This is a genomic window from Streptomyces sp. NPDC059788 (assembly GCF_042732265.1).
In the GTDB taxonomy this organism is placed as follows: domain Bacteria; phylum Actinomycetota; class Actinomycetes; order Streptomycetales; family Streptomycetaceae; genus Streptomyces.
Map to the genome: position 1 here is coordinate 16,388 of NZ_JBHWHY010000049.1, position 22,247 is coordinate 38,634.

The 22,247-nt window shown below is 71.6% G+C and carries 21 protein-coding genes and 1 tRNA gene; 3 read left to right on the plus strand and 19 right to left on the minus strand.

Annotated elements, in window-relative coordinates; all coding sequences use genetic code 11:
• Positions 1-36: 36 nt before the first annotated feature.
• The 15 genes from ispG to ACFV57_RS33595 form a co-directional block, all read right to left on the minus strand.
• Positions 37-1,233 (minus strand): flavodoxin-dependent (E)-4-hydroxy-3-methylbut-2-enyl-diphosphate synthase, encoded by a 1,197-nt coding sequence (gene ispG / locus ACFV57_RS33525; protein ID WP_385239937.1) that lies wholly within the window; start codon positions 1,231-1,233, stop codon positions 37-39.
• A 4-nt stretch (positions 1,234-1,237) separates the two neighbouring features.
• On the minus strand, positions 1,238-2,260 hold the full coding sequence (gene hpnH / locus ACFV57_RS33530) for an adenosyl-hopene transferase HpnH (RefSeq protein WP_385239939.1): 1,023 nt from the start codon (positions 2,258-2,260) through the stop codon (positions 1,238-1,240).
• A 5-nt stretch (positions 2,261-2,265) separates the two neighbouring features.
• A complete protein-coding gene (locus ACFV57_RS33535; RefSeq protein ID WP_385239941.1) occupies positions 2,266-2,955 on the minus strand; it encodes a 1-hydroxy-2-methyl-2-butenyl 4-diphosphate reductase in 690 nt (229 codons plus the stop codon).
• A complete protein-coding gene (gene shc, locus ACFV57_RS33540; protein WP_385239943.1) occupies positions 2,955-4,970 on the minus strand; it encodes a squalene--hopene cyclase in 2,016 nt (671 codons plus the stop codon). The genes ACFV57_RS33535 and shc overlap by 1 nt, the downstream gene beginning before the upstream one ends.
• A 153-nt stretch (positions 4,971-5,123) precedes the next feature.
• Entirely contained in the window at positions 5,124-6,245 is a 1,122-nt protein-coding gene (locus ACFV57_RS33545) for a polyprenyl synthetase family protein (RefSeq protein ID WP_385239945.1), read from the minus strand.
• Entirely contained in the window at positions 6,242-7,723 is a 1,482-nt protein-coding gene (gene hpnE / locus ACFV57_RS33550; RefSeq protein WP_385240031.1) for a hydroxysqualene dehydroxylase HpnE, read from the minus strand. Before hpnE ends, ACFV57_RS33545 begins: the two co-directional genes overlap by 4 nt.
• Positions 7,724-7,856: 133 nt before the next feature.
• A complete protein-coding gene (gene hpnD / locus ACFV57_RS33555) occupies positions 7,857-8,834 on the minus strand; it encodes a presqualene diphosphate synthase HpnD (protein ID WP_385239947.1) in 978 nt (325 codons plus the stop codon).
• Positions 8,831-9,775: a squalene synthase HpnC gene (hpnC, locus tag ACFV57_RS33560; RefSeq protein ID WP_385239949.1), complete on the minus strand. Its 945-nt coding sequence runs from the start codon at positions 9,773-9,775 to the stop codon at positions 8,831-8,833. The genes hpnD and hpnC overlap by 4 nt, the downstream gene beginning before the upstream one ends.
• 424 nt (positions 9,776-10,199) lie before the next feature.
• Entirely contained in the window at positions 10,200-10,997 is a 798-nt protein-coding gene (locus ACFV57_RS33565) for an ABC transporter ATP-binding protein (RefSeq protein ID WP_385239951.1), read from the minus strand.
• Entirely contained in the window at positions 10,990-11,919 is a 930-nt protein-coding gene (locus ACFV57_RS33570; protein WP_385239953.1) for an ABC transporter permease, read from the minus strand. The genes ACFV57_RS33565 and ACFV57_RS33570 overlap by 8 nt, the downstream gene beginning before the upstream one ends.
• Positions 11,920-11,998: 79 nt before the next feature.
• Positions 11,999-12,871, minus strand: coding sequence for a glycosyltransferase family 2 protein (locus ACFV57_RS33575; protein ID WP_385239955.1), 873 nt, complete (start codon positions 12,869-12,871; stop codon positions 11,999-12,001).
• 14 nt (positions 12,872-12,885) lie between these two features.
• Positions 12,886-13,665, minus strand: coding sequence for a CDP-alcohol phosphatidyltransferase family protein (locus ACFV57_RS33580; RefSeq protein WP_385239957.1), 780 nt, complete (start codon positions 13,663-13,665; stop codon positions 12,886-12,888).
• Positions 13,643-14,704, minus strand: a complete 1,062-nt coding sequence (locus ACFV57_RS33585) for an iron-containing alcohol dehydrogenase family protein (protein ID WP_385239959.1) — start codon at positions 14,702-14,704, stop codon at positions 13,643-13,645. Before ACFV57_RS33585 ends, ACFV57_RS33580 begins: the two co-directional genes overlap by 23 nt.
• Positions 14,692-15,429, minus strand: coding sequence for a sugar phosphate nucleotidyltransferase (locus ACFV57_RS33590; RefSeq protein WP_385239961.1), 738 nt, complete (start codon positions 15,427-15,429; stop codon positions 14,692-14,694). Before ACFV57_RS33590 ends, ACFV57_RS33585 begins: the two co-directional genes overlap by 13 nt.
• Positions 15,426-17,219 carry a DUF5941 domain-containing protein gene (locus ACFV57_RS33595; protein WP_385240033.1) on the minus strand — a complete coding sequence of 598 codons (1,794 nt, stop codon included), beginning with the start codon at positions 17,217-17,219 and terminating at the stop codon, positions 15,426-15,428. Before ACFV57_RS33595 ends, ACFV57_RS33590 begins: the two co-directional genes overlap by 4 nt.
• A gap of 544 nt (positions 17,220-17,763) precedes the next feature.
• Between ACFV57_RS33595 and ACFV57_RS33600 the strand changes: the two genes are divergently transcribed.
• The gene (locus ACFV57_RS33600) at positions 17,764-18,711 is read left to right on the plus strand and encodes a cation diffusion facilitator family transporter (protein ID WP_385239963.1); all 948 of its coding nucleotides are present in this window, start codon (positions 17,764-17,766) and stop codon (positions 18,709-18,711) included.
• A gap of 101 nt (positions 18,712-18,812) precedes the next feature.
• A complete protein-coding gene (gene idi, locus ACFV57_RS33605) occupies positions 18,813-19,424 on the plus strand; it encodes an isopentenyl-diphosphate Delta-isomerase (protein WP_385239965.1) in 612 nt (203 codons plus the stop codon).
• On the opposite strand, the gene ACFV57_RS33610 is transcribed toward idi, so the two are convergent.
• The 4 genes from ACFV57_RS33610 to ACFV57_RS33625 all read right to left on the minus strand — a co-directional run bounded on the left by ACFV57_RS33610 (position 19,399) and on the right by ACFV57_RS33625 (position 21,469).
• Positions 19,399-19,899: an ATP-binding protein gene (locus tag ACFV57_RS33610; RefSeq protein ID WP_385239967.1), complete on the minus strand. Its 501-nt coding sequence runs from the start codon at positions 19,897-19,899 to the stop codon at positions 19,399-19,401. The two genes, idi and ACFV57_RS33610, sit on opposite strands and share 26 nt — an antisense overlap.
• 137 nt (positions 19,900-20,036) lie before the next feature.
• Positions 20,037-20,714, minus strand: coding sequence for an HdeD family acid-resistance protein (locus tag ACFV57_RS33615; protein WP_385240035.1), 678 nt, complete (start codon positions 20,712-20,714; stop codon positions 20,037-20,039).
• A 169-nt stretch (positions 20,715-20,883) separates the two neighbouring features.
• Positions 20,884-20,957 (minus strand) — tRNA-Met (locus tag ACFV57_RS33620).
• Positions 20,958-21,043: 86 nt separating this feature from the next.
• Complete coding sequence (locus tag ACFV57_RS33625) at positions 21,044-21,469, minus strand: MarR family winged helix-turn-helix transcriptional regulator (RefSeq protein ID WP_385240037.1); 426 nt, start codon at positions 21,467-21,469, stop codon at positions 21,044-21,046.
• Positions 21,470-21,603: 134 nt separating this feature from the next.
• Here ACFV57_RS33625 and ACFV57_RS33630 point away from each other — a divergent pair, with 134 nt between their 5' ends.
• Entirely contained in the window at positions 21,604-22,245 is a 642-nt protein-coding gene (locus tag ACFV57_RS33630; protein ID WP_385239969.1) for an MBL fold metallo-hydrolase, read from the plus strand.
• Positions 22,246-22,247 lie beyond the last annotated feature (2 nt).

Consider the following 22,247-nt stretch of genomic DNA (forward strand, 5'->3'; position numbering starts at 1 on the left):
GCTCGGTCCCCCTCCATGGGTCCAGCCTTCTCGGGTTCAGCTGACGGTGACGTCGGGGGTGCCTGGCACCACTCCCTCGGACTCCATGCCTGCCGCGATCTTCATGGCCTCCTCGATGAGCGTCTCGACGATCTTCGACTCGGGCACGGTCGCGATGACCTCGCCCTTGACGAAGATCTGGCCCTTGCCGTTGCCGGACGCGACGCCGAGGTCCGCCTCCCGGGCCTCGCCCGGACCGTTGACGACACAGCCCATGACCGCGACGCGCAGCGGCACCTCCATGCCCTCCAGGCCCGCGGTGACCTCGTCGGCGAGCTTGTACACGTCCACCTGGGCCCGCCCGCAGGACGGGCACGAGACGATCTCCAGGCGGCGCGGACGCAGGTTCAGCGACTCCAGGATCTGGAGACCGACCTTGACCTCCTCGGCCGGCGGAGCGGACAGCGAGACGCGGATGGTGTCGCCGATGCCCTCGCTCAGCAGCGCCCCGAAGGCCACCGCCGACTTGATCGTGCCCTGGAAGGCCGGGCCCGCCTCGGTCACCCCCAGGTGCAGCGGATAGTCGCACTGCGCGGCGAGCCGGCGGTACGCGTTGACCATCACGACCGGGTCGTTGTGCTTGACCGAGATCTTGATGTCCCGGAAACCGTGCTCCTCGAAGAGCGAGCACTCCCACAGCGCCGACTCCACCAGCGCCTCGGGCGTGGCCTTGCCGTACTTCTCCAGCAGGCGCTTGTCCAGCGAACCGGCGTTGACCCCGATCCGGATGGGCACCCCGGCGTCGGAGGCCGCCTTGGCGATCTCCTTCACCCGGTTGTCGAACTGCCGGATGTTGCCCGGATTGACCCGGACCGCCGCGCAGCCCGCGTCAATCGCGGCGAACACGTACTTCGGCTGGAAGTGGATGTCCGCGATGACCGGGATCTGCGACTTCTTCGCGATGACCGGCAGCGCGTCCGCGTCGTCCTGCGAGGGGCAGGCGACCCGGACGATCTGGCAGCCGGACGCCGTCAGCTCGGCGATCTGCTGGAGCGTCGCACCGACGTCGGCCGTGTTGGTCGTGGTCATCGACTGCACCGATATCGGCGCGCCGCCGCCCACCGGCACCGGCCCGACCTGGATACGGCGCGAGTCGCGCCGCCGGGCCAGTGGCCGGGCCGGTACCTCGGGCAGCCCCAGTGCGACACCGGTCCCGGAGGCGGCGCCGCCTCCGGGAGGCTCTCCCCTGTTCATCACGTCACCCGCGGTTTCCTGCGACGGTTTCGCGGGCGGCGCGCAGGGACTCCTTCAGGGAGCCCATCGTGGCGAGGACGGCGGTGGGCTCGTAGCCGCAGTGCGCCATGCAGTTGGCGCAGCGCGGGTCCTTGCCGCGGCCGTACTTGTCCCAGTCGGTCTCCTCGATCAGCTGCCGGTACGTGGGGACGTACCCGTCGCTCATCAGGTAGCAGGGCCGCTGCCAGCCGAAGAGCGAGTAGTTGGGGATCGCCCAGGCCGTGCAGGGGAAGTCCGCCTTGCCCTCCAGGAAGTCCAGGAACAGCGGGCTGTGGTTGAGCCGCCAGCGGCGCCGGTTGCCGCCCGCGAAGGCCTTCTTGAACAGTTCCCTGGTCTGTTCGACGCCGAGGAAGTGCTCCTGGTCGGGGGCCTTCTCGTAGGCGTAGGCGGGCGAGAGCATCATCTCGTCGACCTGGAGGTCGTCGTTGAGGAAGTTGAGCACCTCGATGATGGTCTGCGGGGTGTCGGTGTTGAAGAAGGTGGAGTTGGTGGTGACCCGGAAGCCGCGCCGCTTGGCTTCCTTGATGGCCTCCACCGCCTCGTCGAAGACGCCTTCCTTGGCCACGGACTCGTCGTGCCGCTCGCGCATCCCGTCGATGTGCACCGCGAAGGCGAAGTAGCGCGAGGGGGTGAACTTGTCCAGCTTCTTGCGCAGCAGCATGGCGTTGGTGCAGAGAAAAACATACTTCCGCTTGGCCACCAGCTGCCGCACGATCTCGTCGATCTGCGGGTGCATCAGGGGCTCGCCGCCCGCGATGGAAACCATCGGCGCGCCGGACTCCAGTACCGCGCCGACCGCCTGCGCGACCGGCATCCGCTGTTTCAGCACCCCGGCCGGGTGCTGGATCTTCCCGCAGCCCTCGCATTTGAGGTTGCACGCGAAGAGCGGTTCCAGTTCCACGATGAGCGGGAATTTATCCCGCTTGCGCACTTTCTGTTCAAAGAGATACGTACCGACCCGGATGGACTGACGGAGCGGCATGGCCATCTGGCTCACCTCCTGGGGAGCAGCAAGGAACGGTGCCATTCGAAGAAGACAGGAAGGATGGAGCGCAGCACACGAAAGGCCGACATTCCACCGCGCAAAGTACCGATTCGGACAAGTTCATGTTCTGGAGCGTCCACGATCACCCGTACGGCCGCAACCGGACGCGCGCCGTCGCGCGTCGCGGCCTCCAGCGTCGCGGCGGACTCCATGTCCACCGCGACGGCGCCCTGGGCCCGCAGCCCGGCCCGCTCCGCGCCGCGTACGACGTGGTCCGAGCCGCGCAGCAGGCCGGTGTGCACGGTCACGCCGCGCTCCTTGAGGGCTCGCAGCAGCGGGCCGTTGTCGGAGCAGGGCACGTCCGGCGCGCCCGGCAGATGCCCGCGGGCCGCCTCGGCCACGACCACGTCCCCGGGCCGCATGCCGGCGACGAGGCCGGCGCAGAAGCCGGTGGCGACGACCGGCGCCCGTTCGGTGACGGAGCCGCCGCGCAGCGCGTGGGTGACGGCGTCCGACGCCGCGCGCGGGCCCATGCCCGTACGGAGCATGACGACGGGCGCGCCCGCGCCGCCGCGGTCGCCGCCGCGCAGCGCGAAGCGCTCGATGCCGAGCGCGCAGGCGACCAGCAGCGGCGGCGGCCCTTCCGGCAGGCCCTGCCGGCCGTCCCGGGCGGCGCCCCCGCTGCGCGACCGTGGCATCAGGCCCCCTGGGACGCGCCGACCGGTCCGCCGTTGACGTAGCGGCCGAGGGCCGTCAGCGGGAAGACCTGCCGGTACAGGTGGTAGTTGATCGAGAAGTCCCAGGGGAAGCCCGTACCGGTGAAGTAGGGCTCGTCCCAGGAGCCGTCGGCACGCTGGGTGTCGGCCAGCCAGCGCACCCCGCGCTCGACCGCCGCGCTGTCCCGCTCGCCGGCCGCGAGCAGCGCCATCAGCGCCCACGCCGTCTGCGAGGCGGTCGACTCGCCGCGGCCCGCCCATGCCTTGTCCCGGTAGGAGCGCTGGTCCTCGCCCCAGCCGCCGTCCTCGTTCTGGACGCGCTCCAGCCAGCGCACGGCGCGGTGGACCGCGGGGTGCGAGGCCGGGATGCCCGCGGCGGCCAGCGCCGGGAGCACCGAGCCGGTGCCGTAGACGTAGTTGGTGCCCCAGCGCCCGAACCACGAGCCGTCCGGCTCCTGTTCGGCCAGTAGCCAGCGGATGCCGCGGCGTACCCGCGCGTCGTGCGTCATGCCGAGGTCGGCGGCCATCTCCACGACGTGGGCGGTGACGTCGGCCGACGGCGGGTCGATGACCTCGCCGAAGTCGCAGAACGGCAGCCGGTTGGGGAACGGGCTGGTGTTGTCGGCGTCGAAGGCGCCCCAGGCCCCGTTCTTGGACTGCATCCCCAGGTTCCAGCGCACGGCGCGCTGTACGGCGGCCTCGACCCGCTCGGGGTCGGGATGCTGGATGCGGCGCAGCGCGAGGACGACCTCGGCGGTGTCGTCGATGTCCGGGTAGTTGTCGTTCTCGAACTCGAACGCCCAGCCGCCGGAGGGCAGTTGCGGCCTGCGGACGCTCCAGTCGCCGGGGCGGCGGATCTGCTCGCCGAGCATCCAGTCGGCCGCCTTGACCAGGCGCGGGTGGTCGGCGGGCAGGCCGGCGTCGGCGAGCGCGATGGCGGCGAGGCAGGTGTCCCAGACCGGGGACTGGCATGCCTCGATCATGCGGACGGGAGCGCCGTCCGCGTCCTCGTGCCATACGGCGAAACGGTCCAGCGACTCCAGGCCCTGGCGCAGCACCGGGTGCCGGAGGTCGTATCCGAGCAGGTGCAGCGCGATGACCGAGTACACGGCCGGGGGCTGGATGCCGCCCCAGCAGCCGTCGTTCTCCTGGCGCTCGACGATCCAGCTCGCGGCGGCCCGCATGGCCGCACGGCGCAGCCCCCGCACGGCCACCTTCCGGTAGCCGTGCAGGCCCTTGTCCAGCCGCTGGAAGAGGCCGTCCCAGCTGGTGACGGGGGCGAGCGGCCGTGGCGGATTCGGGCGGGCCGGGTCGGTGTGCAGCTCGTCCAGCGCGAACGGCGCGGGCCGTACCGGCCGCAGGGCGGAGACGATCGTCAGTGCCACGATCGTCTGCCGCGCCCAGCACCCGAAGTCGTAGATGTTGAGCGGGAACCACTTCGGGAAGTAGATCAGCTCGGGCGGCAGCTCGGGCAGGTCCGCCCACTTCCACCAGCCGAACAGCGCCAGCCAGATGCGGGTGAAGACACGGGAGGCGGCGACGCCGCCGTGCTCGCGGATCCAGGCTGCGGCCCTGGCCATGTGGGCGGCGTCCGGCTCGTCGCCGGCCAGCCGCAGGGCGACGTACGCCTCGATGGTGGCGGACAGTTCGCCTGGGCCGCCGTGGAAGGTGGCCCAGGTGCCGTCGGTGCGCTGCTCGCCGCGGATGTGGCGGGCGGCGGCCTCGGTGGTGCGCCGGTCGCCGATTCCCAGGAACTGCCGCAGCAGCAGATCCTCGGCGTCCATGGTGACGTTGGTTTCCAGGTCGCCCTTCCACCAGCCCGCCTCGTCCTGGACGGACAGCAGGTAGTCGGTGGCGCGGGCCGTGGCACGGCGGGCGGCGGTGGCCGTGCTCTGCGGGGCGGCCGGGTCGTTCTCGGTGTGCTCGGCGGTGGCGTCGCCGGCCGAGGGGGCACGGGGCGGCAGCGCCCCGGTGCTTCCGTCGGTCGTCGCTGTCATGGCTTCCCCTTCTGCAGTGAACTCTGTGAAGCGTGCTCAGGGATTCCGTCAGCCGGTGCCTGGGTCCTCGGCCCGGGGCCGGGGGCGGGGCCCGCGACCGCGGCCAGGGGAGACACCGGCCGGCGACTGCGATCTAGATCGGCTCGATAGTGATCATCTCTCTCGTACGACGACGAAGTCCGCGAGCGCGACGAGCTGCGCGCGGACCGGTGCGGGCATGTCCACCTCGTCCAGTGCGGCGATGGCGGTGGTGTGCTGGCGGCGGGCCTCCTGGGAGGTCCACTCGCGGCCGCCGGCCTCCTCGATGAGGGCCGCGCGGGAGGCGAACTCCTCCTCGGTGAAGTCGGCGATCTCGTCCTCGCTCTTCTTCGCGTCCGCGGCGAGGATGCCGGCGAGCCGCTCGGCGGCGGGGTTGTCGGCCGCCAGGGCGGCGACGACCGGCAGGGACTTCTTGCGCTGCCGCAGGTCGCTCCAGGTCTGCTTGCCGGTGGCCTCCGGGTCGCCCCAGATGCCGAGCAGGTCGTCGACGGCCTGGAAGGCGAGGCCGAGGTGGTAGCCGTAGCGCTCCAGGATGTCGGCGGTGCGGTCGTCGGCGCCGCCGAGGACGGCGCCGATGGAGACGGCGCAGGCGAGCAGCGCGCCCGTCTTGTTGCCCTCCATCTCCAGGCACTCCTCGACGGTGACCCGCTCGCGGTGCTCGTAGGAGATGTCCTGGGCCTGGCCGTCGATGAGCTTGCGGGTGGCCACGGTCAGCCGGCGGGTGGCGCGGCCGGCCTCGACCGTGCCCAGCTCCAGCAGTATCTCGTTGGCGAGGGCGAACAGCGCGTCGCCGACCAGGATGGCCTGGGCCGGGCCGTGCACCTTCCAGACCGTGTCACGGTGGCGGCGCTGCTCGTCGCCGTCCATCAGGTCGTCGTGCAGCAGCGAGAAGTTGTGGACCAGTTCCACGGCGACCGCGCCGGGCACGCCGACCTCCGGCGGCTGTCCGGCGGCCTGCGCCGACAGCAGCGCGAGAGCGGGGCGTACGGCCTTGCCGCCGTCGCCGTCCGCCGGCCGGCCGGCCGCGTCGATCCAGCCGAAGTGGTACGCGGCGACGGTGTCCATGGGAGGCGCGAGCCGGTTTACGGCGGCACGCAGCACGGGAGTGGCGAGCTGCCGCCCGCGCTCCAGCAGCGCGGTGACGCTCTCGGTGTCGATAGCTGGGGAAGCCGGGTGCACGGTTTCTCCTCTGTTTCCGGTTCTCGTGCTCGTGCGAGCGCTCGTACTCGTGGTCATGCCACCTCCTGGGGCAACTGGCCCTGGGGGAAGCCGAGTTCGGTGAGTGCCTCGCGAACGGCGCCGAGGCCGCTGCGAACAGCGCTTTCCATGGTCGCGGGCCACCCGGTGGCGGTCCACGCGCCGGCCAGGTACAGGCCGGGAGTCCTGGTGCGGGCGGCGGGCCGCAGCCGGCCGACGCCCGGGTCGGGGGCGAACGTCGCGGTGCGTTCGCGGGTGACGAAGAAGTCGCGGACACCGGCGCCGCGCGCGGCGGGCAACAGCCGCTCCAGCTCCGGCAGGTAGCGTTCGCGCAGCTCGGCCACCGGCCGGTCGATCTCGTCCTGCGCGGCGGACTGCGACACGGCCAGGTACTGGCTGCCCGCGCCGCCGGGCAGCGCGGCGAGGCCGGAGGCCTCCGTACGGTCGAAGACCCACTGCACCGGCGAGCCGAGCGCCGCGAAGAACGTCCCCCTCGGCGGACCTGACGGTCCGGGGGGCGCCCCCAGCTTGAGCACCGGCCGGTCGTAGACGACATGCAGGTTCAGGATCGGGGCCGTGCCGATGTCCAGCAGCCGGTCCTGGTCGTCGAGACTGCCGTCGGGCAGCAGGCCGTGCGTCTCGCGCTGCGGCAGGGCCGTCACGACCGTTCCGGCCTCAAGCTGCTCGCGGCCGTGCGGTCCGTTCTCGACCGTCACCCGCCAGGTCCCGTCCTCGGCGCGGGCCAGGGCGCTCGCGCGGGTACGCAGCTCGACGCGGACGCCCGCCTTCTCCAGGGCCTCGCGGGCGAGCATGTCGTGCACCTCGCCGAGCGGCACCCGCGACCAGCCGATGTCGGCGGCGCCGTTGTCGGAGAGCAGACCGGTTTTGAAGACCTTGGCGGCCAGGCCGAGGGAGGCGTCACCGGCCCGCGCGTTCAGCGTCGCGACGCCGACCAGGTCCCACAGCGCCTCGACGGCACGCGGCGACTGGCCGTGCCGGGCCAGCCAGGAGCCGAAGTCGACGCCGTCCAGCTCCGGGTCCTCGGGGTCGAGCTTCTTCAGCGCCAGCGCGGCGCGGCCGACGTTCGCCCGCTCGGCGAGCGACAGGTGCGGGTAGGTGGCCAGGCTCTTCGCCAGGTGCAGCGGTACGGGCAGCGCGGTGCGCCGCAGCCGCCCCAGCCGCAGCCCTTCGGCGTCCAGCACCGGGACGTCCATCCGGTCCTGGAGGGGCACCAGGCCGCGCCCGCCGACCCGGCCGAGGAACCAGTCGTAGGCGGTGCAGCAGCGCAGGTAGACGTGCTGTCCGTTGTCGACGGTCAGCTCCCCCGCCGCGGACTCGCGGCGGAAGGAGAAGACCAGGCCGCCCAGCCGGGGCCGGCCCTCGACGAGGGTGACGCGCAGCCCCGCGTCGGCCAGCGCCAGCGCTGCCGTGATACCGGCGAGACCGCCCCCAATGACCACCGCAGCCGCCCCATCGGGACGGCCTGCCTCATGTGCATCGTGCCGGTCGGGCCGCATCGTGTGCGATGTCATTCGCCCTCCCTGATTACTGGTGTCAGGGACGCAGCGGTCCGGCGGAGGGTTGCCCACCGCTTGGACCGTGGCAGTGGCCCTGAGCAGGGCTCGTCGCCCTCACCCGTCGCCGGCCCCGTCATCCGCGCCTCCTCGCGGGCGAGCGGCCCGCCGCCCTGGCCGCCTGGCGGCGGCCGATCGCCCGCGCGTCGAAGCCCGACAGGCCGCGCACCGCCACGAACGCCTTCTCCCGGCCGGGCAGCGACACCCGCCCGCGCAGTACGGCTTCCGGGTCGGCCGCGATCCGGGTGAGCAGGCGGTGGTAGATGCCGGCCATGGCGGCCACGCAGGCGCCGCTGCGCCGGTCGAGCATCGGCAGCAGCCTGAAGCCCTGGTCGAACAGGGCGCGGGCACGCCTGACTTCGAAGTGGACAAGTCCGGTGAAGTCCGAGCCTGGCGGCGGGACCGGACTGTGGAAGCCCACCGCGCAGCCGAACTTGGCGAGGTCGTCGGAGGGGAGATACGTACGGCCGTTTCCCGCGTCCTCGCGAACATCTCTCAGGATATTGGTCAGTTGCAGGGCCAGCCCGAGCGTATCGGCGTATTCGGCAGCGCGTGCGGTGTCCGGTGCGCCGGGTACGGTGCCGAACACCCCCAGGGAGAGCCGTCCGATCGCGCCCGCGACACAGCGGCAGTAGACCTTCAGGTCGTCCCAGGTCTCGTACGTCTCGCCGCGTACGTCCATCAGGACGCCGTCGATCAGTTCGTCGAGCCCGTCGAGCGGGATCGGGAAGCGCCGGGCGGCGTCGGACAGCGCGACCGCCACCGGGTCGGTGTCGTCCTCGTCGACCGCGCCGTCCTTGATCCGGCCGAGCAGGGTCCGGGTCTCCTCCAGCCGCTGCTGCTTGGCGGCGTCCTGGAGCGGGCCGTCGCCGATGTCGTCGACCCGGCGCGAGAAGGCGTAGAGCGCCGACATGGCCTGCCGCTTGTCGGCCGGCAACAGCCGGATGCCGTAGGCGAAGTTACGTGCCTGCTGCCCGGTCACGGCCTCGCAATAACGGTACGCAGCGAGTACCGGCGCGGACGCGTGTGCGATGTCCTCCACGGTCCGACTCACCCCTCTCTTCGCAATGTCGCCCCCACCTCGCGCAGCAGGCTGAGCTTGGTCGGCTTGGGCGGTCCAGGGAGTACGTCGTGGTCGGCGGCCGCGACCGCCTGAAGTGCGGCGCGTCCGCCGGCGACGAAACCGGCGAGCAGCAGCTTGAGCCTGCCGTGGACGCTACCCACCAGCGGGGTGCCTTCATTCAGCAGTTCACGGGCGCGTTCCGCCTCGTACGCGATCAGTGCGCGCACCGAAGCGCCCCCTGTCGGGGCGGCGAGGTCCGCTTCCGTGACACCAAAGCGTTTCATGTCCTCGGCCGGGAGGTAGACGCGGTCCCGGGTCAGGTCCTCGGCGACGTCCTGGACGTGCTCGACGATCTGCAGCGCGGTGCAGACGGCGTCCGAGCGGCGGACGCGCTCGGGGCTGGCGGTGCCGGTGATGCCGAGGACGAGCCGGCCGACGGGGTTGGCGGACAGCTCGCAGTAGGCGAGCAGGTCGCCGTAGGTCGGGTAGCGGCCGATCCGCTGGTCCTGCCGGTTGGCCTCGATCAGCCCCAGGAAGGGCTCGGGGGTCAGACCGCAGCTGCGTACGGTCGGGCCGAGGCGCCGCATCAGGGGGTGCAGCGGACCGGGCGCCCGGTCGCTGAAGACGCGGTACAGGTCCGCCTCCAGCGCGTCGAGCAGGGCCAAGGGGTCGTCCGCTTCCTGTTCGGGGTCCAGCCCGAGCCGGGCGGCGTCGCCGCCGCCGGGGGCCAGGTCGCCGTCGCCGATGTCGTCCACGAGGCGGGCGAAGCCGTAGACGGCCATCAGGTCCCGGCGCCAGGCGCGGGGCAGGAAGAACGGCGCCACCGGGAAGTTCTCGTGCGCGGCCTGGTCCAGGACGGTGCGCGACTGCGCGTCGTCCCGCCCGTCGTCCGGCGGCCGGCGACGGACCAGGACGTCGCGTGCCCGTGCCATCCCTCGGCTCACCGGAGGCTGCCCGGCGCGTTTCGGAGCCGGAGAGTTCCAGTAGCCATTGCCGTCACGCCTCCCGTTCTACACCGCCAAGCCAAAACATCCCATTTCGGACACGCCGCATGACGCGACCCGCCCGATCGGACTCCCGGTCGCCAGGACGGGTACGCATTGCCCGACTTGTGCCACTTGTGCTGTTCAGTACCCGTACAGCTTACGCCGTACATCTCTCCGGCGTCCGAGGGGGTACCGAACCTCGAAGCAACGATCCGGTCAACATCCATTCGCCGCGAACTGTTCCCGTATCCGGCCGAGTTGACCATCTGTTAACGATCTGCAGACCGGCGGACAACGTTCCGCCGCCGGTCCACGACGATCAACGGCCCCCGCGAGCCGGACTCGCGGGGGCCGTGCTGCTCACTGCGGGCTATTTGCCCGACTCCTTCTCGTACGCCTTGATCACTTCGTCCGTCGGGCCGTCCATCAGGAGCTCGCCCTTCTCCAGCCACAGCACCCGGTCGCAGGTGTCCCTGATCGACTTGTTGTTGTGGCTGACCAGGAAGACCGTACCGGCCTCCTTGCGCAGCTCGCGGATGCGTGCCTCGGAGCGCTTCTGGAAGGCCCGGTCGCCGGTGGCCAGCGCCTCGTCGATCATCAGAACGTCGTGGTCCTTGGCCGCCGCGATGGAAAAGCGCAGCCGCGCCGCCATGCCGGAGGAGTACGTCCGCATCGGCAGCGAGATGAAGTCGCCCTTCTCGTTGATGCCGGAGAAGTCGACGATGCCCTGGTAGCGCTCGCGCACCTGCTCCCGGGACATGCCCATCGCCAGACCGCCCAGTACGACGTTCTTCTCACCGGTCAGGTCGTTCATCAGGGCCGCGTTCACGCCCAGCAGCGACGGCTGGCCGTGCGAGTAGACCCGGCCGCGCTCCGCGGGGAGCAGCCCGGCGACGGCCTTGAGCAGCGTCGACTTGCCGGAGCCGTTGGAGCCGATCAGGCCGATCGACTCGCCGCGGTAGGCGGTGAAGCTGACGCCCTTGACCGCGTGCACCTCGCGCACACCGCTGGAGGGCTTGCGGCGGACGATGCGGTTCAGGGCCGCGGTGGCGCTGCCCTTGCCCGCTCCGGTGCCGTACACCCGGTAGACGATGTGCAGGTCGTCCGCGATCACGGTGGGGATGCGGTTCCCGTCCGCCGTCTGTACGGCGTCCTCTTGCTCAGCCACGGCCGTACCGCTCCTCAGCCTTCCAGAAGTACACGAAGCCGACGATGCCCATCACCAGCGCCCAGCCGAGGGCCAGCGGCCACACGTGCGGGGGCAGCTTGTCCGACGTGAAGCTGTCGATCAGCGCGAAGCGCATCAGGTCGATGAAGATCACAGCCGGGTTGCAGTCCAGCAGGACGTGCACGAAGGCGGGGACCGCCTTCTCCTTGAGGATCACGTCGATGCTGAACATCACGCCGGACGCGTACATCCACGTCCGCATGATGAACGGCATCAGCTGCGCCAGGTCGGGGGTCTTGCTGCCCAGGCGGGCCATGACCATCGCCAGGCCGGTGTTGAAGACGAACTGCAGCACCAGCGCCGGGATCGCCAGCAGCCACGACCAGGTGGGCACCTGGCCGAAGCCCAGCAGGATGATGACCAGCACGCCCATCGAGAACAGCAGCTGCTGGAGCTGCATCAGGCAGAACGAGATGGGCAGGCAGGCCCGCGGGAAGTGCAGCGCGCGCACCAGTCCCAGGTTGCCGGAGACGGCGCGGGTGCCGGCCATCACCGAGCTCTGCGTGAAGGTGAAGATGAAGACGCCGGTGACCAGGAAGGGCACGTAGTCCGGCACGCCGTTGCGGGTGCCGATCAGCAGGCCGAAGATGAGGTAGTAGACGAGCGCGTTCAGCAGGGGCGTCACCACCTGCCACACCTGGCCCAGCTTCGCCTGGCTGTACTGCGCGGTCAGCTTCGCGCTGGAGAAGGCGGAAATGAAGTGCCGCCGGTCCCACAGCTGCCGCACGTACTCCGGCAGGCTGGGCCGCGCGCCGCTCTGCGTGAGCCCGTACTTGCGGGCCAGCTCGGCGCGGGACAGCCCGTCGTCGGGGGTTGGCGGGGCACTCATGGCGACCGCACTGTCGTGCGTAGTCTCGCTCACTGTTGACACTTTCGTCCTCAAGGTGCGCTGCCGGGGCCGTGCCCCGGGTTCGCGCCTGATGCTCTCAGATACGAGCTTGTCAGATGACGGGAGGGCGGCCCAGCCGGGTCAGGCGCCACACGGTACGCCACTTCATGGGACGCCTGGGACCACAGGACGTGGCCCAGCCCTCCTTGAAGCCGCCCAGCCAGGCACGCAGGGCGGGCCGCGAGGGCCGCCGGGCCAGGGTGAGCAGGAACCAGACACCGAGATAGACCGGAACCAGCGGGGCCGGAAGGTTACGGCGGGCCAGCCAGACACGGTTGCGGGCCACCATCCGGTGGTAGACCGCGTGCCGGCTGGGCGCCGTGGTGGGGTGGTACAGCACCAGGTCGGCGCGGTAGTCGATCATCCAGCCCGCGTCCAGGGCCCGCCAGGCCAGGTCGGTCTCCTCGTGGGCGTAGAAGAAGTCGTCGGGCAGGCCGCCGACCTCCTGGAAGACCGCCGTACGGACCGCGTTCGCGCCGCCGAGGAAGGTGGTGACGCGGGAGGAGCGCATCGGGTCGGAGGCGCGCAGCCGCGGTACGTGGCGGCGCTGCGTCTCGCCGGTGTCCGGGTCCGCGATGCGGAAGCTGACGATGCCCAGCTTCCGGTCGCGGGCGAACGCCTCGCGGCACAGCTCGGCGGTGTCCGCGCCGGGCAGCAGCCCGTCGTCGTCCAGGAACAGCAGCACGTCCATCTCGCTGCCGCCCGGTCCGAACGCCTCGATGCCGACGTTGCGCCCGGCGGGGATGCCGACGTTCTCCGACAGCTCCACGGTCCGTACGCCCTCGGGCAGCGGCGGCAGCGGCGAGCCGTTGCCGACGACCACCACCTCGACCGGGTCGCCGTGCTGCTTGGCGACCGAATCGAGCAGCGCCCGCAGCTCATCCGGGCGGTTTCCCATGGTCAGGACGACAGCGCCGACCTTCATCCCGCGCGCCCCCGTCATTTGAGCCTGCTGGAGGCGAGGATGGACACGAGGTGCAGCAGCGTCTGGAGCAGCGCGATACCCGCCATGACCGCGACGCCGAGCCGCGAGAAGAACAGGTCTCCCCTGGCGGAGTCCACGATCGCCAGGACCAGGATCACCAGCGACGCCTCGATGCCGAGGATCAGCCGGTGGAACTTCAGCGCCGCGGCGGCCTTGCGGGCCAGCGCCATGCCGGACGAGCGCGGCTCGGACGCCGACTCCTTGACCGGCGGCAGCCCGCCCTGGTGCCGGGCGACGCCGACCAGGTCGGTCTCGGCCTTGATCAGGATCGCGCCGAGGGCGGCGAGGGTGCCGAGGAAGGCCCACAGCCAGTCGATCCGGCCGGTGCCCCACAGGTCGGCGGCGCGCAGGCCGAAGCCGACCAGCACGGCGGCGTCGGTGAGGTAGGCACCGACCCGGTCCAGGTAGACCCCGCCGAGCGAGAACTGCTTCTTCCAGCGGGCCACCTCGCCGTCGACACAGTCGAGCAGCAGGTAGAGCTGGACCATCAGCACCCCGAGCACGGCCCCCCAGATCCCGGGCACCAGCAGGGCCGGGGCCGCGAGGACGCCGAAGAGGGTCATCACATAGGTCAGCTGGTTGGGCGTGACCCTGGTGTTCACCAGGTACCGGTCGCAGCGCAGCGAGATCTCCCGCATGTACAGGCGACCGGCCCAGTGCTCACCGCTGCGCCGGTCCTTGACACCCTCGGGGTGCACGACCGGGCGGAGTTCAGCTACGGACGGCTTGTGCATAGTCGGCGTATGCGTCCCTGATCTGGTCGGTGGACAGGTCGAGGTGTTCGAGGATCGTGTAGCGGCCGGGCCGGGTCCGCGGCGCGAACTCGACGGCCTTGACGAACTCCTCGTCACTGAAGCCGATCTCGCCGGGGGTCACCGGCAGGCCGTGCCGCCGGAGCACCTCGATCATCAGCTCGCAGGTCTCCTTGTCCCCGCGCAGGTGCGTGGCGAAGGCGGCACCGAGGCCGCACTGCTCGCCGTGGCTCGCCGCCCGCTTGGGGTAGAGGAGGTCGAAGGCGTGGTTGATCTCGTGGCAGGCGCCGGAGGCCGGGCGGCTGTCGCCGGCCACCGACATCGAGATGCCGGTCAGGACCAGGCCCTCGGCCAGCACCTGGAGGAAGCCGTCGTCGCCGACGCCGCCGGGGTGGCGCAGCACGGCCTCGCCGGCCTGGCGCGCCATGGCGGCGGCCAGGCCGTCGATGTCCTCGCCGGTCTCGCGGTGCGACAGCTCCCAGTCGGCGACCGCGGAGATGTTGGAGATCGCGTCGCCGATGCCGGAGCGTACGAAGCGGACCGGGGCCTCGCGGATGACGTCGAGGTCGATCACCACGGCGATCGGGTTCGGTACGCCGTAGGAGCCGCGGCCCGCGTCGTTGTCGAGGGTGGCGACCGGCGAGCACAGGCCGTCGTGCGACAGGTTCGTCGCGACGGCGACCAGCGGCAGGCCGATACGGGCCGCCGCGTACTTCGCGCAGTCGATGATCTTGCCGCCGCCCAGGCCCACGACGGCGTCGTAGCGGCCCTTTTTCATGGCGTCGCCGAGTTTGATCGCCTCGTCCAGCGTGCCGCCGCCGACCTCGTACCAGTCGGCGCCGGGCAGCGCGGGGCACAGCCGCTCCCGCAGCCGGGCGCCGGAGCCGCCGCTGATGGCGATGGCGAGCTTCCCGGACGCGGAGATGCGCTGATCGGCCAGCAGGCCCGCCAGGTCGTCCAGTGCGCCGGGACTGATGTCGACGACGACCGGGGACGGAATGAGGCGGGTCAGTACTGGCATGCGATCTCACGGCCCTTCGCGAGGTCGTCGTGGTTGTCGATCTCGACCCACTTGACCTCGCCGATCGGTGCCACGTCGACCTGGAAGCCGCGGTTGACCAGCTCCTGGTAGCCGTCTTCGTAGTACAGGTCGGGGTCGCGCTCGAAGGTGGTCTTCAGCGCGTCCGCGAGCTCCTCGGCGGCCGAGCCCTCGATGAGGGTGACGCCGATGTACTCGCCGGTGGCCTCGGCGGGGTCCATCAGCTTGGTGATCTTCTGGACGCCCTTGGCGGGGTCGACGACGACCTTCATCTCCTCGTCGGCCAGGTTCTTGACCGTGTCCAGCGCGAGGATGATCTTCTGGCCGTTGCCGCGGGCGGCGAGCAGCGTGCGCTCGACGGAGACCGGGTGCACGGTGTCACCGTTGGCGAGGATCACGTCGTGCTTGATCGCGTCCCGGCCGCACCACAGGGAGTAGGCGTTGTTCCACTCCTCGGCCTTGTCGTTGTCGATGAGGGTGAGCTTGAGGCCGTACTTGGCCTCCAGCGCCGCCTTGCGCTCGTACACGGCCTCCTTGCGGTAGCCGACGATGATCGCGACCTCGGTCAGACCGATCTCGGCGAAGTTGCCGAGCGTCAGGTCCAGGATGGTCGTGTCACCGTCGACCGGCACCAGCGCCTTGGGCAGGGTGTCGGTGTAGGGACGCAGACGCCGTCCGGCGCCGGCGGCCAGCACGAGGCCGATCATGCGGGTTCTCCTTCATCGTGTACGGCGGGTGCTCCGGAGGACACCCAGAAGCGGATGCTCTCCACGAGCACCAGCAGCGCCAGGACCAGTGCCAGGACCGTCAGCGCGATTGTGAAACCTGTGCCGTGCAGCAGGGCCGCGAGGAGGACAACGAGCAGCGTGCGCCCCTCGTGCCCGCCGGCCGCCCGCACCAGCCATCGCGGCGGGGCCCCCGTGCCGACGCGGATGCGGTAGACGGTGTCGTAGTGATGGTAGGCGACCGCCGCGACCAGGCCGAACGCCGCGGGCAGCGCCTGGTCGGCGTCCGAGCGGGCCGCCAGGACCAGGATGGCGACGTATTCGCCCACCCGGAACAGCGGCGGTACGAGCCAGTCGAGCGGGCCCTTGAGCGGGCGGGCGACGGCCTGGCCGGAGAAGAGGGCGTAGATGACCGCGATGACCACAGTCGTCCACGTCACGGGCTCGTCCTGGAAAATCACCCAGGTCAGCAGGCAGGCGGTGCCGAGGAAGGCCATGACGGGGGCGGTGAAGGCGCCGCCGCTGCCGCCCCGGGCGAACAGCTCGGCGAGCGGCCCGGAGTCCGCGAGGTCGGCGAGTGCGCCCGCTGCCCGGTCGGTGCGGCGGGCACGCCGCGTGAGCGAGCGCAGCACCCGGCCTGCCGTGGTGTAGCAGGCGGCCAGGGCGCAGCCGATCAGCAGCGCGTAGAAGACGATGCGCGGGGTGGTGCAGGCGGTCAGTACGGCGATCATGGCCCAGCGTTCGCCGATGGGCAGCACGATCATCCGGCGGACCCAGACCGTCCAGCCGACGCTGTCGAGCCGGTCGGACAGCGCCGCGGTGGGGCTGGTGTTGCCGGTGGCGTCGTGGTTGGCCTCGTTGAAGGAGAAGTCGACGACATGTCGGCAGGTCTGCAGGACCATGGCGCCCAGGGCCAGCGCCCAGACGTCGTCGCCGCCGCGCGCCGCGCCGAGCGCGAGGCCCGCGTAGTAGGCGTACTCCTTCGCGCGGTCGAAGGTGGCGTCGAGCCAGGCGCCCATCGTCGAGTACTGGAGCGAGTAGCGGGCCAGCTGCCCGTCGGTGCAGTCCAGGACGAAGGAGAAGAGCAGGAGCAGGCCGGCGGCGATGAACCCGCCGCGGCTGCCGGTGGCCGCGCAGCCCGCCGCGATCACCGCGGTCAGCAGCGACGCCGTGGTGACCTGGTTGGGGGTCAGGCCGCGGCGCGCGCACCAGCGGGCGAGGTAGCGGGAGTACGGGCTGATGCAGAACGTGGTGAAGAACCCGTCGCGGGCCTTGACGGCGGTACGCAGCCGTACGGCCTCTTCGTCGACGGCGGCGACGGCCTCCTCGGCCGTGGTGCGCTCGGCGGGCGTCAGCGGGACGGCCGCGACCAGGCTGCCCAGCTCGACGCGCTGCGGCGCGGCGTCCTCGGCGGCCATGCTCTCGGCGAGCGCGTCCGGGAGGACGTCCACGCGGTAGCGGGTGCCGGGTCCGGCGGGGACCGCGGTGGCGGCGCGCTGGAGCGCGGCGCGCGCCTCGGGCTGCGCGGTGACGGCACCCGGCGCGGCGGCGGACGGGAAGCGCGGGTCGGTCAGCGCCAGCCGGAGGCTGTGCAGATGGCCCACGAAGCGGGGGTCGACGACGGCGACGCGTTCATCGGCCGGGACCGCGGCGAGCGCGTCGGCCACGGCCGCGGCGCCGTCCGCCGTACGGACGTCGAAGCCCAGCGAGCGCAGGCCGGCTTCGAGCGGCGACCCGGCGACCGGCGGACCGGTGAGGATGGCGGTCGACAGACGAACTCACTCCTTGGAAGCTGACGAGGCCGCGCCGGTCGGTCCGCATTCGATACGGGCTACCCGGGCAGCGGGCGTGGCACACCTGGGCCCCGAGGGGGTGGGTGGGCACGTCGGCAGAGGCTATCGGATCGCCGGATGCGGCCGTTCACCGCGCATTCACCGCACGATCGAGTGACCGCCGGCTGCGCCTGCCGCGATCATCATGGTGGATCAACGCGTCCGGGAACAACTGACGCCCGGGCGCGGTGCCGGTTATGACACGACTGGTCACGTGTGGGGGGTTTGCCGGGCGGTGGGGCGCGGGGCGGGGCACGGCGCTCCGCGCGGGCCGGACGGCGGGCCGGGCGACCGCGAGCCGGGCCTTCGGACCGTCGCCGGGGCCCCACACCCGCCCTCTCCCCCGCACGGCATCGCCGCAGGTCAGCGCATGACAACGGTGTTCAGCCCCGCGTTGCCACATACCCCCCACCCGTAGTTCACTGCAAGGGCCGGCGGCATCGGCCGGGCGGTACGGACGCGGCATCTCCGGGAGGCGTACGGCATGGGCGCAGGACACGACCACGGAGCCGGCGGGCCGGCACCGGGCGGCACGGGGACCGGCACGGCGGCCGCGGCGTACCGCGGCCGGCTGCGCGGCGCGCTGGCGCTGACCACGGCCGTCATGGTCGCCGAGATCATCGGCAGCGCGGTCACCGGCTCGCTGGCGCTGCTCGCCGACGCCGGGCACATGGCCACCGACGTGGTGGGGCTGACCATGGCGCTGGTGGCGATCCGCTTCGCGAACCGGCCGCCGTCGCCGCGGCGCACCTTCGGGCTCGCCCGCGCCGAGGTACTGGCCGCGGTGGCCAATGCGCTGCTGCTGTTCGGCGTCGGCGGGTACGTGCTGGTCACGGCGGTCCCGCGGTTCTTCGAGCCGGTCGAGGTCGAGGGCGGCGCGACCATGGTCTTCGGCGTCGTCGGCCTGCTGGCGAACCTGGTCTCGCTGGCCCTGCTGATGCGCGGGCAGCGCGACAGCCTCAATGTGCGCGGCGCGTTCCTGGAGGTGATGGCGGACGCGCTGGGCTCGGTGGCGGTCATCGTGGCGGCGCTGCTGGTCACCCTGACGGGCTGGTCGGCGGCCGACCCGATCGCGTCCATCGTGATCGGGCTGATGATCGTGCCGCGTACCTGGAAGCTGTTCCGCGAGTCCCTGGACGTTCTGCTGGAGGCCGCACCCAAGGGGGTGGACATGACAGAAGTGCGGGCGCACCTGCTGACGCTGCCGGGCGTCGAGGACGTCCACGACCTGCACGCCTGGACGATCACGTCGGGGCTGCCGGTGCTCTCGGCCCACGTGGTCGTCACGCGGGACGTGCTGGACGCGGCGGACCACGAGAAGCTGCTGCACGCACTGCGCGGCTGCCTGGGCGGGCACTTCGACGTCGGGCACTGCACCTTCCAGCTGGAACCGGGCGGCCACGCGGCGCACGAAGCGCAGTTGTGCCCATGACAGGGGCGCGGCGCGGCCCTCCCTTCGGGCGAATGCCGGGAATTCGACGACAGGACCTAGGGCAGACTTGAGCGGCGAGGAGACCGACGACAAGGATGGGCATGCCGATCACACCTGCCAATGGACAGACCGCCGGGACCGCGGCGGTGAACCCACCGGGCGGCTCCGCCGAACCGATCTTGCTGGAGCTGGTCGACGAGGACGGCACGACGATCGGCACCGAGGAGAAGCTCGCCGCCCATCAGCCCCCGGGCCTGCTGCACCGGGCGTTCTCGGTCTTCCTCTTCGACGACCGGGGGCGGCTGCTGATCCAGCGCCGGGCGCTGGGCAAGTACCACTCCCCCGGTGTCTGGTCCAACACCTGCTGCGGCCACCCCTACCCCGGTGAGACGCCGTTCGCCGCCGCGGCGCGGCGTACCGCCGAGGAGCTGGGCGTGGCCCCGGCGCTGCTCGGCGAGGCCGGTACGGTCCGCTACAACCACCCGGACCCGGAGTCCGGGCTGGTCGAGCAGGAGTACAACCACCTGTTCGTGGGACTGGTGCAGGCCGCGCCGGAGCCGGACCCGGAGGAGGTCGGCGAGGTCGCGTTCGTGACGCCGCGGGAGCTGGCGGAGCGGCACGAGCAGGCGCCGTTCTCGGCGTGGTTCATGACCGTGCTGGACGCGGCCCGGCCCGCCGTGCGGGAGCTCACCGGGCCGGCGGCGGGCTGGTAGGCCCGCCCGCCACCGGGGCGAGCGGCAGTTCGGCCCAGACCGCCTTGCCGCCGCTCGCCGTGTGCTCGACATCGCATCCGCCGCCCGCCTCGGCGGTGAGCATCTTGACCAGCCACAGGCCGCGTCCGCCGATGTCGCCCTCGTCCGCCTGCAGGGCCTTGGGGCGGTACGGATGGTCGTCCTCGACGGCGGCCCTGATCCGCTTGGCGCCGACCGTGACCTCGACGGTGATCTCCGGGGAGAGCAGCGCGGCGTGCTGCACGGCGTTGGTGACCAGTTCGGAGACGATCAGCAACAGCGCGTCCACGGTCTCTTCCGCGACGGGCACACGCCGGCGGATGAGCAGGTCCCGGACCGCGTGCCGCGCCTGGGGCACCGACGACTCCAGCGCCGGTGCGGTGAAGCGCCAGACGCCTTCGTACGCGAACGGGGCGGTCAGCTCCTCGGGGGGTTCGGCCGGGGGTCCGGAAGGCATCCTCACCCTCCGAGTGTTGGTTCTTTGCTGGTCCGGACCGACCCGCTGAACAGAAGTCAGCTTCTATCGACGCCTTTTGACCGATTCCGCAATCGGTGATCAGTTCTACGACAGATCCTGCTCATTCTGTTTTCTGTTCAAGAATTGTCGGAAGAGGCCGGCGGGTGCCCGGTGGCGTCCGGCGCGGATGTCGCCTTTCCGCCCGGACCGCGCCCGCCCGCCACCATCCCGACGATCCGCCGCCCGCCGACCCCCATCGCGATCAGGCCGAGCCCGTCGAAGAGCAGCGCGAGGGAGAAGAAGCAGCCGATCACGTACCGGGTGCTGTGCGGCCAGTCGCCGAGCACCAGCACGCCCAGCAGGACGCCGAAGGCCCCCTGCACCAGCGTCCAGCCGAACTGCGGCCCCCGCACGACCACCCCGCCGACGAGCCGGAAGACTCCGCCGGTCAGGAAGAGCAGCGCGGCGAACATCGTCAGGCCCGCCGCGGCGACCTCCGGACGGCGGATGACGACCACGCCCGCGGCGATGTTCAGCGCCGCCACGATCACCGCGAGCCAGAAGAAGCTGGAGCCGCGCGACTGGATCGCGTGCAGCAGCCCGACCACGCCGCCGATCAGCAGCAGCCAGCCGAAGAGCAGCATCGTGGTGAGGGTCGCGAAACCGACGTACACCAGGCCCACCAGGCCCGCGACCACCAGGATCGTCCCGAGCACCGCGAGCAGCCCGAAGCTGCGCCGCAGGTCTCCCGCTTCCCGCGTCCCCGGCGGCGCCCCGCCCGCCCGGGACTTCGAGGATCTGCCTCTGCCGACCATCACGGCCCTCCTCACGGACGCCTTTGTCCCGGTATACCTCTTTCGAGGCGGGACGGCAGCGCACACGCTTCGGGGCGGGACGGCAGCGCGCGCTTCGGATCGGTACGGCACGGCGCGCGTACGACAGCAGGCCCGGTGCTCACGAAGAGCACCGGGCCTGCCGCGGAAGTAGCGGGGACAGGATTTGAACCTGCGACCTCTGGGTTATGAGCCCAGCGAGCTACCGAGCTGCTCCACCCCGCGTCGGTTCCGCATACGTTACGGGATGCGGGGGCCCACACCAAATCGCCGGGCGGGACAGCCGCGACGGGCGGCCGGGGGCCGGGTGGTCACTTCCCGGCGAGATGCGCGGTCAGGCGGGACAGCAGGTCCACGCAGTCGCGCAGCTGCCGTCGTTCTTCCGGGCCGAACAACTCGCGGATGGCGGCGTCGAGGGTGTGGGCGCGCCGGGCGCGCTCGCGCCGCAGGCGGGCGCGGCCGGCGTCGGTGATGTGCAGCAGGAGCTTGCGGCCGTCGCCGGGGTGGGGTTCGGTGCGCACGAGGCCGCCGGCGACGAGTTCCTTCACGGACTTGGCGACCGACTGGTGCGTCACGCCGCGCAGGTGGGCGAGGTCGGCCGTGGTCAGCGGGCCGCTCCGGTCGAGGAAGCCGAGGGCCGCCGCCTCTCCCGGAGGCATGGCGTCCACCACGCGCACCGCCCGGACCAGCTCACCGACCGACTGCCGCAGCTCCTCGGCCAGCACCTCTTCGTCCAGCACTTCTTCACTCATGCGCGCACCTTACCCAGACCCATGGAACCTACTTGTACAACCTGGTTGTACAGTCAGATTGCACAGCTGAGTTACACAGTTTGGTTGTACGGTTTTCCGAGGGAAAGGTTGCCGCCCCCATGCAGCTCACCAAGTTCGGCCACGCCTGCGTCCGCGTCGAGAAGGACGGCCGCCGCCTGGTCGTCGATCCGGGCGGCCTGACCGAGCCGCGGGCGCTGGACGGCGCCGACGCCGTCCTGGTCACCCACGAGCACTTCGACCACTTCTCGGAGGAGACGCTGCGCCGGGCGGCCCGGGACAACCCGCGCCTGCACATCTGGACCAACTCCGCCGTCGCCGGGCGACTGGACGGCCTCGGCACCCGGGTCACCGCCGTCGGCGAAGGCGACGCGATCACCGCGGCCGGCTTCGACGTGCGGGTCCACGGCGCCTGGCACGCCGTCATCCACCCCGACATTCCGCGCGTCGCCAACATCGGGTTCCTCGTCGACGGCGCGCTCTTCCACCCCGGGGACGCCCTGACCGTCCCCGACGCCCCCGTCGGCACGCTGCTGCTGCCGGTGCACGCCCCCTGGTCCACCGTCGGCCATCTGATCGACTACGTCCGCGAGGTCGCCCCACAGGACGCCTACGCCATTCACGACGGCGCCCTCAACGACATCGGCACCGCGATGGTCGGCGGACTCCTGGGCGACCGGGGGCCCGGCACGCCGACGCGTTATCACCGGCTGGACTCAGGCACGTCCGTCACGATCGGCTGAGT